Here is a 13538-nt window from a genome sequence, read left to right on the forward strand (position 1 = left end):
GATCGTGCGGTTCGCCCGCATGCGCATCTCTCGGGATGTGCGCCGCCCTAGCTCAGTCGGCAGAGCATTTCACTCGTAATGAAAAGGTCAAGGGTTCGATTCCCTTGGGCGGCTCCACCCGAAACCCCCTCCGCGGAGGGGGTTTCGTCGTTCCGGCGTACGCTCGGGTCATGACCCGTGCGCTGCTGATCGTCGATGTGCAGAACGACTTCACCGAGGGCGGTGCCCTCGCCGTGGCCGGAGGAGATGCCGTCGCGCGCGGCATCACCGGACTGCTGCGCGATCACGCCGCCGACTACGACGTCATCGTGGCCTCGCGGGACTGGCACGATGCCTCGGGGGACAACGGCGGGCACTTCTCCTCCGAACCCGACTTCGTGGACAGCTGGCCCGTGCACTGCGTCGCGGGCACAGCCGGCGCGGACTACGACCCCCTGCTCGATACCGCCGCCGTGACCCACCACGTGTTCAAGGGCCAGGGCCGCCCCGCCTACTCGATGTTCGAGGGCACGACCGAGGCGGGGGAGACGGTCGCCGGGATCCTCTCCTCCCGCGGCGTGCTGACGGCCGACGTCGTGGGCATCGCCACCGACCACTGCGTGCGCGCCTCGGCCGCCGACGCCATCGCGCACGGCGTGCAGGTGCGGATCCTCACGGACCTCGTGGCCGGCGTCGGGGCGGAGTCGAGTGCCGCGGCGCTCGCGGAGCTGGCCCACGCGGGGGCGGAGCTCGTGGAAGGCGCGCACCCGGCGGAGGAGGCATGAGTGCGGGACGCTGCGCTCTGCTCCTCCGCGCCGTCAACGTGAGCGGCGCCAACCGGGTGCCGATGGCCGAGCTGCGGGCGCTCCTGAACGAGCGTGCGGCGTTCGGCGTCGTGACCACCTACATCGCGAGCGGCAACGTCATCTGCGACGCCGCCGCCGACCCGGCGGCGGCCTGTGCCGAGGTGCGATCGCTGATCCATGATGCCTTCGCCGTCGATACTCCGGTGATCCTGCGCACTCATGACGATCTCGTGCGGGCGGTCGACGAGAACCCGTTCCCCGACGCCGCGGAGGACAAGATGCTGCATGCGATGTTCCTCGAGGGGGAGCCCGCGGGTGACGCGGTGGAGGCGCTGACCGGGCGGCTGCAGCCCGGCGAGCGGATCGCCCTGCGCGGGCGGGATCTCTGGATCGACTTCGGCGCCGGGGGAGTTCACTCCAGCAAGCTCACGCGCCCGGTGCTGGATCGCGCCCTCGGCGTCGCCGGCACAGCCCGCAACCTGCGCACCGTGCGCAAGCTCGTCGAACTCACCGCCGGCTGACGGTCACCGTCGGCCCAGGCCACCGCCGGCCTCCGGCCACGGCCGGCTGGCGGTCGGACTCACCGTCCGCTCGTCCTGGGCGCGTCGAGCGCGCGGCTCAGCGCCCGCGGAGCCGCGTCCCCGGACGCCTGCAGATCCACCCGCTGCGCACCGCACCGGAGGCACTGCACGTACAGCAGCGTGCCGTCGGCGGTCCGGTGCCGCGATCGCGTGGTCCAGGCGTGCTCGTGGGCCGGTACCGCGCGGGGCGGATGCGGAGGGGCGAGGGGGAGCGATGCGGTGTCGGCGGAGGATGTGGCGGTCATGGTTCCACGATGATGTAATGCCGTTATGCATCTCAACCCTTACGGCGAGTACGCGGTGCTGATGGCGGCGTCGCTCGCCGACGAGTGGCCGTCCGATCGCGCCGGCATCGAGCGACGCACGCGGGAGTTCGGGATGACGATGGTCTTCCCGGAGGGGCCCGACGATCACGCCGAGACCCGGCGGGTGATCGACGAGTGGCTGCGCGTCGTCGACGCGCCGACCCCCGCGGAGCGCGCGATGCTGCTGAACGCGCAGATGGCGGCGGCGGCGGCCTACCCGCGCCTCACCGACCACGACGGCGAGGGCTGGCACCTGCACTACCGCGACGAGCAGGATGCGCTGCCCCGTGTGCTGCGCGCCGTCATCGCGGTGGGCACGTCGCTGCACCTGGTCACCCGGGGGATGGGGCGCCTCGGCCGCTGCGCGGCGGCGCCGTGCACGAACGTCGTGGTCGACGTCACGCGCAACGGGCGGCAGCGCTACTGCTCGGTGCGCTGCGCCAACCGCGACGCCGTGCGCCGGCATCGGGCCCGGCGCGCCTGAACGTGGCGCCGAGGCCGAGGCCGAGGCCGAAGCCGGGGCCGATGCCGGCGCGGGGTCAGTCGTACATGCCGACGTTGATCGGTCCGGTCAGATCCGGCGGTGCGGCCCGGAAGCCGCGGGTCTTGATGAGCAGGTAGACGACGCCGATGGCGGTCCAGGCGCCGCCGATGATCATCGAGATCCCGTCCAGGCTGAGCCAGAGCGCCACGTTGATCACGACGCCGATCGCCGGGATGGCGACGAAGCCGATCCAGGATCCGATCGTGCGCTTCGTGATGAACCGGAAGAACACGAAGATCACGGACAGGTTCACGAAGGTGAAGGCGATGAAGGCGCCGAAGTTGATCATCGAGGACGCCTGCTCGAGGTTGACGAACAGTGCGGTGAGCGCGATCGCGGCGACGATGAGGACGTTCGCGACCGGGACGCCGGTGCGCGGGTTCACCCTGCCGAACAGCCGCTTCGGCAGGGCTCCGTCACGACCCATCGCGTACAGCAGGCGCGCCGCGCTCAGCTGCTGCGTGATGCCGCAGCCCAGCACCGCCATCATGTACCCGCCGACGAAGATCGCCTGGAATGCCGCCCCTCCGATGTACTTCGCGATCTCGGGGGAGGCTCCGACGATGTTCTCGAGCTTCGTCACATCGGGGAACAGCGTCTGCATGACGTAGGTGACCGTGAGGAAGAACGCGCCCGCTGCGGCGACGATGAGGAAGATGGCCCGCGGGATGTCGCGGGTGGGGCGCTCCGCCTCCTCCGCGAGGGTGGAGACGGCGTCGAACCCGAGGAACGACAGCGCGAGGATCGCCGCGCCGCCGGCGAGGGCCGCGGCCTGGATGTCGTCGGAGAAGAACGGCCGCACGCTGAAGGCGGCGCCGTTCGCGCCGTTCGCGATGTTGACCACTGCGAGCACCACGAAGAGCACGGCGACGACGAGCTGGATCCCGACCAGGATCACGTTCATGCTCGCGGCGAGGCGCACCCCGACCAGGTTGAGCGCGGTGCAGATGACGACCGTGAGGAGCACCCACACCCAGACCGGGACGCCCGGGTAGATCGCTCCCATGTAGATCCCCGACAGGATCGCGTTGATCATCGGCAGCAGCAGGTAGTCGAGGGTCGCCGCCCAGCCCACGAGGAAGCCGACGGAGGGGTGGATGCTCTCCTTCGCATAGGTGTAGGCGGACCCGGCGATCGGGAAGAAGCGCACCATGCGCGAGTAGCTGAACGCGGTGAACAGCACCGCGACGAGCACCACCAGGTAGGCGAGCGGCACGTGGCCGCTGGTCTGATCCGCCACGATCCCGAACATGTCGAACACCGCGAGCGGGGCCATGTAGGCGAGGCCGATGAAGACCAGGTGACGCAGCTTCAGGGTGCGCTTGAGCGATCCGGGCTCGTGGGTGACGGCGTGGGCGAGCTGGTCGTCGCCGGCGGCGACGGCGGAGCGGGATGGCAGCGTTGACATCGTGGGGGAGTCCTCAATCGGTGTGCGAGTGGCAGTGGTGGTCGGCGGAGGGCTCGGTGCAGCTCTGCCCGGCCCCGCCCGGGTCCTGGACCGGGGCGGAGGAGGAGGCGCCGCCGAGCTCGCCGCGGTGGTCGTGCACCGCGGTGCCGCCGACGACGGTCAGGTCGGCGTGCTGGGCGAGGATCTCCGCGGGCTCCATGGAGTAGAGGTCTCCCGACCACACCACGAGGTCGGCGAAGTATCCGGTGCGGAGCATCCCGAGGGCGTCCTCGTGATGGAACGCTCCGGCGCCGCCCTGGGTGTAGGCCTGCAGCGTGCGGTCGAGATCGAGGCGCTCGCCCGGAGTCCAGGCGTCGCCGCCGTCCAGGCGCGCGCGGGTCATCGCGCTGTAGACGCCGACGAGCGGATCCATCTCGCCCACCTGCCAGTCGCTGGAGAACGTGACGCGCGCGCCCGACTCGATCATCGAGCGGAACCGCCAGGCGCGGTCCCAGCGGGCCTCTCCGATGTTCTCCATCCAGGTCCCCGCGACGAGGTCCGGGGAGGCGTGGCGGGGCTGCATCGCCGCGACCACGCCGAGTTCGCGGAAACGCGGGAGGTCCTCGGGCGCCAGGCACTCGACGTGCACGATGCCGTGCCGGGCGTCCCGCGTGCCGTTCGCCCGCTGGGCGGCCTCGATCGAGTCGAGCGTCAGGCGGATGCCCCAGTCGCCGGTGGCGTGCGTGTGCACCTGGTAGCCGAGGCGGTCGAGCTCGACGAACAGCTTCGTGAACTCGGTCGGCTCGAGGCTGGTGTGCCCGCGGTGGCCGGGACGGTTCGCGTAGTCCTCGAGCATGGCCGCGGTGTGCGGCTCGATCACGTCGTCGGCGTACAGCTTGACCATGCCCAGACGGAACCGGTCGTGCTGCGGGGTCTCCCGGATCGCCTCGGTGATGCGGGTGCGGAAATCGCCGTCGGCGCCGACGGGGTGATAGATCGCGGCGATGGTGCGCGACGTCAGCCTGCCCTCGCGCTCGGCCCGCTCGAACAGCGGCAGCTCCGCGAGCGGGACCTGCGGCTCGACCACGGTCGTGATGCCGAAGCGGCGGGCCATGTCGAGGCTGTTCACGATCTTGCGGTAGCGCCGGTCGGGGGAGTACATCGGGATGTCGCGCTGCAGCTCGGCGAGGCCGTCGACGGTCATCGCGCTCGTGTAGAAGTCGGTGACCCAGCCGGTGGGCTCGCCCGTGGTGCGGTCGATCTCGGGGTTGCCCCAGGCGATGTCGCCGCCGTTCAGGATGCCGAGCTTCGCCAGTGCCGGCCGGTTGAGCCACACGGAGTGCTGGTCGTAGGTGGTGATGAACACCGGACGGTCGGTCACGCCGGCGAGGTCGTCGGCCCGGGGGCGACGGTTCTCGACCACCGAGTAGAGCGCGTTCTCGGCGCAGATCCACTCCAGGTCGGGGTGCGTCTCGGCGAAGGCCGCGATGCGCGAGCGCACGACGTCGAGGCTCTGCACCTGATCGAGGCTCACGGCGAGGTCGTCGTAGCCGAGCAGGAGGTGGTTGTGGGTGTCGGCGACGCCGGGGGTGACCAGGCGCCCCTCGAGGTCGACCGTGCGACGTGCGGCGGGTGCATCGGCGGCCGTTCCGACGTAGCTGATCCGGTCGCCGGTGACGCCGACGGCCTCGGCCCAGGGCTGGGCGGGGTCGAAGGTGCGGACGCGTCCGCCGGTGTAGAGGGTGTCGACGGCCATGTCGGTGCTCCAGGGGCTTGGGCGGCTCTGCCCGGAGGGGCGACCGCAGTTCTTTGACTCAAGAGTAAATTAATTGACGCAAATGTCAAGAAACTCTTTCGATCGGAACCGGATCCCTCCGCGGGACTGCGATACTGGCTTCATGGCACGCCCGAGCACCCAGGAGCAGCGCCGCCGCGACGTGGTCGATGCGGCGCTCGAGGCCGCTGCCGAGCACGGGCTGCGCAATCTCTCGCTGACCGACGTCGCGAACCAGGCCGGGGTGACCCGCGGCGCGCTGCTGTACTACTACGAAGATCTCGACGCGATCCTCGTCGAAGCCCATGCCGCGGGCATGCGCCGGGTGGGCGAGGAGCGCGAGGCGCTCGTGGCCCGGGCGGAGCATCCGGCGGAGCAGCTCGCGATCGCGATCCGCGCCGGCCTGCCGAGCGGCCCGGACGACGCGCTCATGCGCCTGCTCTACGAGTTCGACGTGCTCGCGGGCAAGTCGCCGCTGCACGACGAGCTCGTCCAGCGCCTCTACGGCGAGCAGCTCGGACTGTACCGGCGGATCCTGGAGGCCGGCACGGCGAGCGGCGACTTCGCGCTCACCGGCCCGATCGAGGACATCGCGATGAACTTCGTCGCCCTCGAGGACGCGTACGGCCTGCACATCGTCGCGGGCGGCAGCATCTCCCTCGCGGACGCCGAGCGGGCCATCGCACTGTTCGCGCGCCAGGCGGGCGCGCCTCTTGCCGAGACATCGCCGCGCTGAGCGTTCGGCGGACGAACAGAGGGTCCGGTCGATGTCGACCGGACCCTCTGTTCACGGTGGGCCCCGTGGGGCTCGAACCCACGACCCGCGGATTAACCTGCCACTTCGGCTTTCGCCGCCGCCCGATGGGCGTTCGTGGTCTGGACTGTCCCTTCACCCTGGCTTGCGCTTTAGGTGCCACCCGTCCAGTCTCTACACCTTCCGGACTCGCGTCCGGCTTGGCTCGGGATTGCCAACTGGTCTCCCAGGAAGGGTTCCCCGACTTTGAGTGGTGTCATCCTCGGCGTTTCCCCCGAGGCGCTCCTATTGTGTTGAAGTCCGATGCTCTGCCAACTGAGCTAGAGGCCCGTGTCCCCGAGTCTATCGGTCGCGACTGGGTGCCCGAGTCGGGCACCGCGCGTAGCCTGGGTCGGTGCCCGCTCCCTTCCACCGCCCCGTCCGCCTCTCCCCGGAGACGTTCGACAACCTGCTCGGATCCCACGATCCGGCCGAGCAGACGCGGATGGCGCACGCCACGGCCTCGGCGCTGCTGGCGCGCGTCCGGGCCGACGACAGCGGCGTGAGCGCCGAGCGGCTGGTGGCCTACGCCACCGAGCACGGCATCGACGAGGTCGCCGAGCTCTGGGCGAAGAGTCCCGCGGTGTCGCTGCCCGGAGCTCTGTGGCGTCTGTACCTCCTGCAGGTGTCGATCCACGCGGATCCGTCCCTCGCCGCACTCCTGCACGAGCGCGGGCGGGTGGAACTGCCGTCGGTCGACGCCCTCGTCGCCGGCGCACCGGTGCCGGCCGGTCCCGAGGAGCTCGTCGGGCTGATCGACACGATCCTCCGCGGCGCTTTCACCGGCGACTTCGCGATCGCGCTCGAGCGGGCCGCGGCGTTCTGCCGCGTGCAGGCGTCCGGCTCGACGCACATCGCCGACGACTACGACCCGACCGAGCCGGACCGGGCGAGCGAGCTGACCACCCGTGCCGCCCGCCTCAGCGCCTTCGCCCAGGACCTCACAGCGTCGGCCGCCGCCTGGCGCGACGGATTGCTGACCTGACCGGACTCCCGGATCCATCCCGGAGGGGACCGGATCCATCCCGGAGGGGAGCGGATCCGGAGACGAAGAAGCCGGGCCGCAAGAACGCCTCTCGGCGGAAGGCCGCTCGCAGCGGCGAAAAATGGAGCCCGGGGTTATGCGGCCCGGCCGATCCAGTGTAACGCGTAGCACCCGGAGGTATTCCCCGCGACCGGGAGCTCGGGCGAGTCGCCTCCGGCAGGGCGCACGCCCGCGGAGGTCCGCGGATGGGCGTGCGCTTCGCTCGGAAATGTGCGGCTGCTTCGGACGAAACGAGTGAGGTCGTCCGACCGAAGCGCACATCTCCGCGCGAGGTGCACAGCAGAATCCGGCCCTCCCGGCGCACGCCCTAAGCTCGTCCTATGGCCGCCGCCCGCTTCGCCCTGCTGATCACCCCCGCCGAATCCACGGACGAGGAGCGCGCCGACTTCAGCGACAGCTTCCGCCGCATCGACCCGAGTGCGCCCGCGCTCAGCGTCGGAGAGCTGAGCACCCAGCGCGGCGACGGCATCTTCGAGTCGATCGGGGTCGTCGACGGGCACGCCCAGGAGGTCGAGCCGCACGTGCAGCGGCTGGCGCACTCGGCGGCGCTGTGCGACCTGCCCGAACCGCATCGCGAGCAGTGGCGGCAGGCGATCGCGATCGCGGCGGCCGAGTGCGGTCCGGGGGAGTGGGTCATCAAGCTCATCCTGAGCCGCGGCGTCGACCACGGTCCCGCGCCCACGGCGTGGGTCACGGCCGCTCCTGCGGGAGACTTCGCTGCCGCCCGCGCGGAGGGGATCCGCGTCGTCACCCTGGACCGGGGCTACGACAGCGGCGCCGCCGAGCGCTCGCCGTGGCTGCTGCTCGGCGCGAAGACCCTGTCCTACGCGATCAACATGGCGGCTCTGCGCGAGGCGCACCGCCGGGGCGCCGACGACGCGATCTTCGTCACCACCGACGGCGTCGTGCTGGAGGCCCCGACCGCGTCGCTCATCCTGCGCTTCGGCGACCGCTTCGTCACCCCGGCCCCGCACGGCGGGATCCTGCAGGGCACCACGCAGATCAGCCTCTTCGCGCACCTCGAGGAGCAGGGCTTCGCCACGGAGTACGCCACGGTGCCGACGACCGACCTCGCCGCCGCGGACCAGGCCTGGCTCGTCTCCAGCGTGCGCCTCGCCGCCCCGATCGCGGCGATCGACGACCGTCCGCTCCCGATCGACCGCGCGTTCACCGACACCCTGAACGCGTACCTGCTCTCCGCGCGGGACTGATCCGACGGGTCGCGCACCGGGGTCCACCGGCGCCCGGGGGCTGGCCGGGGCGGCGTGATCGAAGTAGTCTGCCCCCATGGCAGAGCACCCGGCCGCTCCGGCGGCCTATGACGACCTCCGCGCCGTGTTCGTCAACTGCACCCTGAAGCGGAGCCCCGAACCCAGCCACACGCAGGGGCTGATGGCTCGCAGCATCGCGCTGATGCGCTCGCAGGGCGTCGCCGTCGAGAACATCCGGTTCATCGACCACGACGTCGCCACCGGCGTCTACCCGGACATGCGGGAGCACGGCTGGACGAGCGACGAGTGGCCTGAACGGATCTGGCCGCTCATCGACGCCGCCGACATCCTCGTCGTGGGCGGCCCGCTGTGGCTGGGCGACAACGCCTCGATCACCCGCAAGCTCATCGAACGGCTCTACGCCATGAGCGGGCTCTTCAACGACAAGGGCCAGTACGTGTACTACGGCAAGACCGGCGGGGCGATCATCACGGGCAACGAGGACGGCGTCAAGCACGCCGCGATGTCGATCCTGTACAGCCTGCAGCACATCGGGTTCACCATTCCGCCGGCCGCGGACGCCGGCTGGATCGGGGCGATCGGACCGGGGCCGAGCTATCTGGATCCGGGGTCGGGCGGACCGGAGAACGACTTCACGAATCGCAACACCACGTTCATGACCTGGAACCTCCTGCACACCGCGCGCCGGCTGAAGGACGCCGGCGGCATCCCCGCCTACGGCAACCTCCGCCAGGCCTGGAACGACGGCGAGCGGTGGGGCTACGACGCCAATCCCGAGTACCGCTGAGCGCGCGCAGACGGCGGTCCTCGGGCGGAACCGGTCTCGGCTCGGAGGCGGCGGATCCGGAGGCGGTCGGAGACCTAGGAGATCAGGTCGATCGCGGCCTGCGCCCTGGTGCGCAGCTCCTCCGAGATCGGCGCGCTTCCGGCGGCGTCGGCCGCCCGCTGCTGCCCCTCCGCCGAGACCGCGGTCGAGAAGAGGGTCTTCACGAGGGCGGCGGTCTCGGCGTCCTCATAGCGGGAGCAACCGATGAGATAGCCGACCAGGAGCACGGGGTAGGCGCCGCGGGCGGGCGTGCCGCGGTCGATCGTGGTCGCGAGGTCGCCCGGCGCGCGGCCCTGCTCGATCCGGGCGGCGTCCATCGCCGTCCTCGCACCGGCGGCCGATGCTTCCACCCAGCCGCCCCCGACCTTGATCTGCACCGAGGGCAGGTCGCCGGCGACGGACGCGTCGACGTACCCGATGCCGCCGTCGGTGGCGCGGACGACGGCGGCGAGGCCGGCCGCGCCCTGCGCGGCACGGCCGTCGAGGGCGGAGGGCCAGGTGTCCGCCGTGCCGGCGGTCCACACGTCGGGAGCGGTCTGCGACAGATAGTCGGTGACGTGGGCCGTGGTGCCCGAGGCGTCGGAGCGGTGCACGGGAAGGATGGGCTTCGACGGCAGCGCCGCGGTCGGATTGGTGGCGACGATCGCGGGGTCGTCCCATCGGGTCACGGTCCCGGCGAAGATGCCCGCGAGGGCCCGGGGGGAGAGCTTCAGCGCATCGACGCCGTCGAGTGCGAAGACGATCGCGACGGGGGAGACGTAGGCGGGGATCTCGACGAGCTGCGCCCCTTCGGCGCAGGCCCGGAAGCCGCCTGCCGCGACCTCATCCGTCGAGAACGGCACGTCGGAGGCGGCGAACGGGACCTGCCCCTCCCGGAACGCCTGGCGGCCGAGGGCGGAGCCGCGGGCATCGAAGCCCACCTGCGCACCCGGATGCGCGGCGGCCACGAGTCCGGCCCACGCCTGGAGGGCGCTCTTCTGCGCCGTCGATCCTGCGCCGAGGATGCTGCCGGAGACCGGCGCGGGCGGCGGAGTCGTTGCGGCGGACGTGCGGGGAGCGCCGCCGCCGGGCGCGGTGCAGCCCGCGAGGGCGAGGGCCGATGCGAGGGCGATCGCGGCGGCCGTCGAGATGCGGCGGTTCGTCACGGTGGATCCCCTCGGTCGTCGCCCAGGATAGCCCAGGGTCCCGGAGGAGGGATCCGGGCGCCGGACCGCCGGGCGGATCAGGATCCGAGCGGAAGCACGCGGCCCGGGATCACCCGAAGCGACCGGAGACGTAGTCCTCGGTGGCCTGCTCCTTGGGCGAGGTGAAGATCGCCGCCGTGTCGGAGTACTCGATGAGCTTGCCCGGCTTGCCGGTGCCCGCGATGTTGAAGAAGGCCGTCTTGTCGCTCACGCGCGAGGCCTGCTGCATGTTGTGGGTCACGATCACGATCGTGAACTCGTTCTTGAGCTCGGTGATGAGCTCCTCGATCGCGAACGTCGAGATCGGGTCCAGTGCCGAGCAGGGCTCGTCCATCAGCACGACCTGCGGGGAGACCGCGATGGTGCGCGCGATGCACAGGCGCTGCTGCTGGCCGCCGGAGAGACCCGCGCCGGGCTTGTCGAGGCGGTCCTTGACCTCGTTCCACAGGTTCGCGCCGCGCAGCGACTTCTCCACGAGGTCGTTCGCGTCGGATGCCGAGATCCGCCTGTTGTTCAGGCGCACGCCGGCGAGGACGTTCTCCTTGATCGACATCGTCGGGAACGGGTTCGGGCGCTGGAACACCATGCCCACCTGGCGGCGCACGAGCACCGGATCCACGCCCGGGGCGTACAGGTCCTCGCCGTCGATGTAGACGCTGCCCTTGACGGTCGCGCCCGGGATCACCTCGTGCATGCGGTTGAGCGTGCGCAGGAACGTCGACTTCCCGCAGCCGGACGGCCCGATGAAGGCGGTCACGGTGCGCGGCTCGATGTTCATGGACACGCCTTCGACGGCGAGGAAGTCGCTGTAGTAGACGTTCAGGTCGTTGACTTCGATGCTCTTGGACACGGTGAGTTCCTTCGGGAGTTAGCGGCTCTTCGGCGCGAATGCCTTCGCGACGATCCGAGCGATGAGGTTGAAGATGACGACGACGATGACCAGGAGCAGGGCGGCGCCCCAGGCCTGCGCCTGCGAGGCCTCGATGTCCTTGCCCGGGAACGCCCAGGAGGTGTAGGCCATCACGGGCAGGGTCTGCATCGGGCCGCTGAACGGGTCCGCGTTGAAGTTGTCCGTGAAGCTCGCCGCGATGAAGATCGGGGCGGTCTCGCCGACCACGCGGGCGACGGCGAGCACGACGCCCGTGACGATGCCGCTCGCCGCGGTGCGCAGCACCACCTTGATGATGGTGGTCGCCCGCGGGACGCCGAGGGCGAGCGACGCTTCGCGCAGCTCGTTCGGGACGAGGCGGATCATCTCCTCGGTGGACCGGATCACGATCGGGATCATGAGCACGCAGAGGGCGATCGACGCGGAGAAGCCGCTGAACGCCTTCGGGCCGACGATGAGCGCGAACAGCGAGAAGGCGAACAGACCGGCGACGATCGAGGGGATGCCGGTCATGACGTCCACGAGGAACGTGATCACGCGGCGCATCGGGTTGCTCGGCTGCGCGTACTCCGTCAGGTACACCGCCGCCAGAATGCCGATCGGCACCGAGATCACGGCGGCGATCCCGGTGATGATCAGCGTTCCGACGACGGCCTGGAGCGCGCCGGGGGTGTTCGTCACGGCGAGCGTGTTCGGGTCGAAGACGCTGCCGCCGACCTTGGTCACGAAGTCCCAGGTGAGCACCTTCAGTCCCTGGGCGACCACGGTCCAGAGCGTGGAGATCAGCGGGGCCACGGCGAGGATGAACGCGCACACGACGAGACCGCGCACCACGCGGTCGACCGCCTTGCGGCGCCCCTCGACGATGCCGGCCCCGATGCCGATGGCGAGGAGGTAGAACACGGCGGTGAGGACGAGCCACACGGCCGGGTTGAAGAGCTGGAGCACGAGGAGCACGGCGGCGACGACGGCCGCCGTGCCGACCGCCAGGACCGGCTCGATCCAGCGCGGCAGCTGGCCGCTGGTGAGCGTGATCGACGAAGCGGTCGCCGGAGAGGAGGTGACGGCGGTCATGCGCGCTTTCCGATCTTCGGGGCCTTGCGTGTGCGGTTCGTGGAGCGGCCGATGATGCCGCGGGCGAGCATGTTGACCGCCAGCGAGACCACGAACAGCATGAGACCGGTGCCGATGAGGGCGGAGCGCTGCATGTCGGTGGCGATCGGGAAGTTGTTGGCGATGTTCCCGGCGATCGTCTGGGAGTTGTACCCGTCGGTCAGGACGGCGAAGGAGAACAGGATCGACGGCGAGATGATCAGCGCGATCGCCATCGTCTCGCCGAGCGCACGCCCGAGGCCGAGCAGGATCGCCGAGATCATGCCGCTGCGCGCATAGGGGAACACCGCCAGGCGGATCATCTCCCAGCGCGTCGCGCCCAGGGCGAGCGCGGCCTCCTCGTTGAGCCGAGGCGTCTGCAGGAAGATCTCGCGGGTCAGGGCGGTGATGATCGGCAGGATCATGACCGCGAGCACGACGCCGCCCGCGAGCATGGTGGAACCCGTGCTCGAGACGGGTCCGCGGAAGAGCGGGATCCAGCCCAGGTACTCGTTCAGGAACTGGGCGAGGGGCGTGAGGAACGGGCGCATCACGATGACGCCCCACAGGCCGAAGACGATCGAGGGCACGGCCGCGAGCAGATCCACCACGTAGGCGAGGGGGCCGGCGAGCTTGCGCGGCGCGTAGTGCGAGATGAACAGGGCGATGCCGATGGCGACCGGCGCGCCGAGGACCAGCGCGATGAGCGACGACCACAGGCTGCCCCAGAGGAGCGGGGCGACGTAGTTCCAGAAGCTGCCCCAGTTCTTGTTCTGGTAGCCCGCCAGATCGTGGTTGGTCTCCCAGTTCGCGGTGATGGCGGGGAGGCCCTTGAGGATCAGGAAGATCGCGACGCCGGCGAGGATCACCATGATCGAGGCGGCGGCCGTCGTCGACAGGCCGAGGAAGAAGCCGTCGCCGGCTCGACGCTTGCCGACGAGCTTGTCGGTCGGGGCCGCTGTCGCGCCACCGGTCTGCGCGACGTCAGTCACGGTCCCACTCCTGATCTCGCATGTGTGCGCGTCTTTCGTTTGTGCTCCGCCCCAGGGGCCGGAGAGGTGATCGGGCCAGCACGGAAACTCGGCAGGACCTCCGCGTGGA

Annotated in this window: 14 protein-coding genes and 1 tRNA gene; 8 read left to right on the plus strand and 7 right to left on the minus strand. The window is 70.6% G+C overall.

Going from position 1 to position 13538, the window contains the following annotated elements:
* Positions 1-41 precede the first annotated feature (41 nt).
* From WFJ17_RS13830 to WFJ17_RS13840, 3 genes are all read left to right on the plus strand, one after another.
* A tRNA-Thr gene (locus WFJ17_RS13830) sits at positions 42-117 on the plus strand.
* Positions 118-170: 53 nt separating this feature from the next.
* Positions 171-764, plus strand: coding sequence for an isochorismatase family protein (locus WFJ17_RS13835; RefSeq protein ID WP_251446082.1), 594 nt, complete (start codon positions 171-173; stop codon positions 762-764).
* Positions 761-1306, plus strand: coding sequence for a DUF1697 domain-containing protein (locus WFJ17_RS13840; RefSeq protein WP_251446085.1), 546 nt, complete (start codon positions 761-763; stop codon positions 1304-1306). Before WFJ17_RS13835 ends, WFJ17_RS13840 begins: the two co-directional genes overlap by 4 nt.
* A 59-nt stretch (positions 1307-1365) precedes the next feature.
* On the opposite strand, the gene WFJ17_RS13845 is transcribed toward WFJ17_RS13840, so the two are convergent.
* The gene (locus WFJ17_RS13845; RefSeq protein ID WP_251446087.1) at positions 1366-1611 is read right to left on the minus strand and encodes a hypothetical protein; all 246 of its coding nucleotides are present in this window, start codon (positions 1609-1611) and stop codon (positions 1366-1368) included.
* Between the two features lie 25 nt (positions 1612-1636).
* On the opposite strand from WFJ17_RS13845, the gene WFJ17_RS13850 reads away from it, so the two are divergent.
* Complete coding sequence (locus WFJ17_RS13850; RefSeq protein WP_251446089.1) at positions 1637-2155, plus strand: CGNR zinc finger domain-containing protein; 519 nt, start codon at positions 1637-1639, stop codon at positions 2153-2155.
* Between the two features lie 55 nt (positions 2156-2210).
* On the opposite strand, the gene WFJ17_RS13855 is transcribed toward WFJ17_RS13850, so the two are convergent.
* Together WFJ17_RS13855 and WFJ17_RS13860 are read right to left on the minus strand one after the other, a co-directional pair.
* Entirely contained in the window at positions 2211-3623 is a 1413-nt protein-coding gene (locus tag WFJ17_RS13855) for an APC family permease (protein WP_336648731.1), read from the minus strand.
* A 13-nt stretch (positions 3624-3636) separates the two neighbouring features.
* Complete coding sequence (locus tag WFJ17_RS13860) at positions 3637-5358, minus strand: amidohydrolase (protein WP_336648732.1); 1722 nt, start codon at positions 5356-5358, stop codon at positions 3637-3639.
* A 142-nt stretch (positions 5359-5500) separates the two neighbouring features.
* Here WFJ17_RS13860 and WFJ17_RS13865 point away from each other — a divergent pair, with 142 nt between their 5' ends.
* From WFJ17_RS13865 to WFJ17_RS13880, 4 genes are all read left to right on the plus strand, one after another.
* Positions 5501-6112, plus strand: coding sequence for a TetR/AcrR family transcriptional regulator (locus WFJ17_RS13865; protein WP_251446095.1), 612 nt, complete (start codon positions 5501-5503; stop codon positions 6110-6112).
* A 412-nt stretch (positions 6113-6524) separates the two neighbouring features.
* Positions 6525-7154: a DNA-directed RNA polymerase subunit beta gene (locus WFJ17_RS13870; protein WP_336648733.1), complete on the plus strand. Its 630-nt coding sequence runs from the start codon at positions 6525-6527 to the stop codon at positions 7152-7154.
* A gap of 380 nt (positions 7155-7534) precedes the next feature.
* The gene (locus WFJ17_RS13875; protein ID WP_336648734.1) at positions 7535-8425 is read left to right on the plus strand and encodes an aminodeoxychorismate lyase; all 891 of its coding nucleotides are present in this window, start codon (positions 7535-7537) and stop codon (positions 8423-8425) included.
* A 76-nt stretch (positions 8426-8501) separates the two neighbouring features.
* On the plus strand, positions 8502-9233 hold the full coding sequence (locus WFJ17_RS13880) for a flavodoxin family protein (protein ID WP_251446103.1): 732 nt from the start codon (positions 8502-8504) through the stop codon (positions 9231-9233).
* Positions 9234-9307: 74 nt separating this feature from the next.
* On the opposite strand, the gene WFJ17_RS13885 is transcribed toward WFJ17_RS13880, so the two are convergent.
* The 4 genes from WFJ17_RS13885 to pstC form a co-directional block, all read right to left on the minus strand.
* The gene (locus WFJ17_RS13885; RefSeq protein WP_251446106.1) at positions 9308-10417 is read right to left on the minus strand and encodes a phosphate ABC transporter substrate-binding protein PstS; all 1110 of its coding nucleotides are present in this window, start codon (positions 10415-10417) and stop codon (positions 9308-9310) included.
* Positions 10418-10526: 109 nt separating this feature from the next.
* A complete protein-coding gene (gene pstB, locus WFJ17_RS13890) occupies positions 10527-11306 on the minus strand; it encodes a phosphate ABC transporter ATP-binding protein PstB (RefSeq protein ID WP_251446109.1) in 780 nt (259 codons plus the stop codon).
* 18 nt (positions 11307-11324) lie between these two features.
* Complete coding sequence (pstA, locus tag WFJ17_RS13895; protein ID WP_251446112.1) at positions 11325-12419, minus strand: phosphate ABC transporter permease PstA; 1095 nt, start codon at positions 12417-12419, stop codon at positions 11325-11327.
* A complete protein-coding gene (pstC, locus tag WFJ17_RS13900; RefSeq protein WP_251446115.1) occupies positions 12416-13429 on the minus strand; it encodes a phosphate ABC transporter permease subunit PstC in 1014 nt (337 codons plus the stop codon). The genes pstA and pstC overlap by 4 nt, the downstream gene beginning before the upstream one ends.
* Between the last annotated feature and the right edge of the window lie 109 nt (positions 13430-13538).

Source organism: Microbacterium sp. MMO-10 (genome assembly GCF_037148715.1).
Classification (GTDB): Bacteria; Actinomycetota; Actinomycetes; order Actinomycetales; family Microbacteriaceae; genus Microbacterium.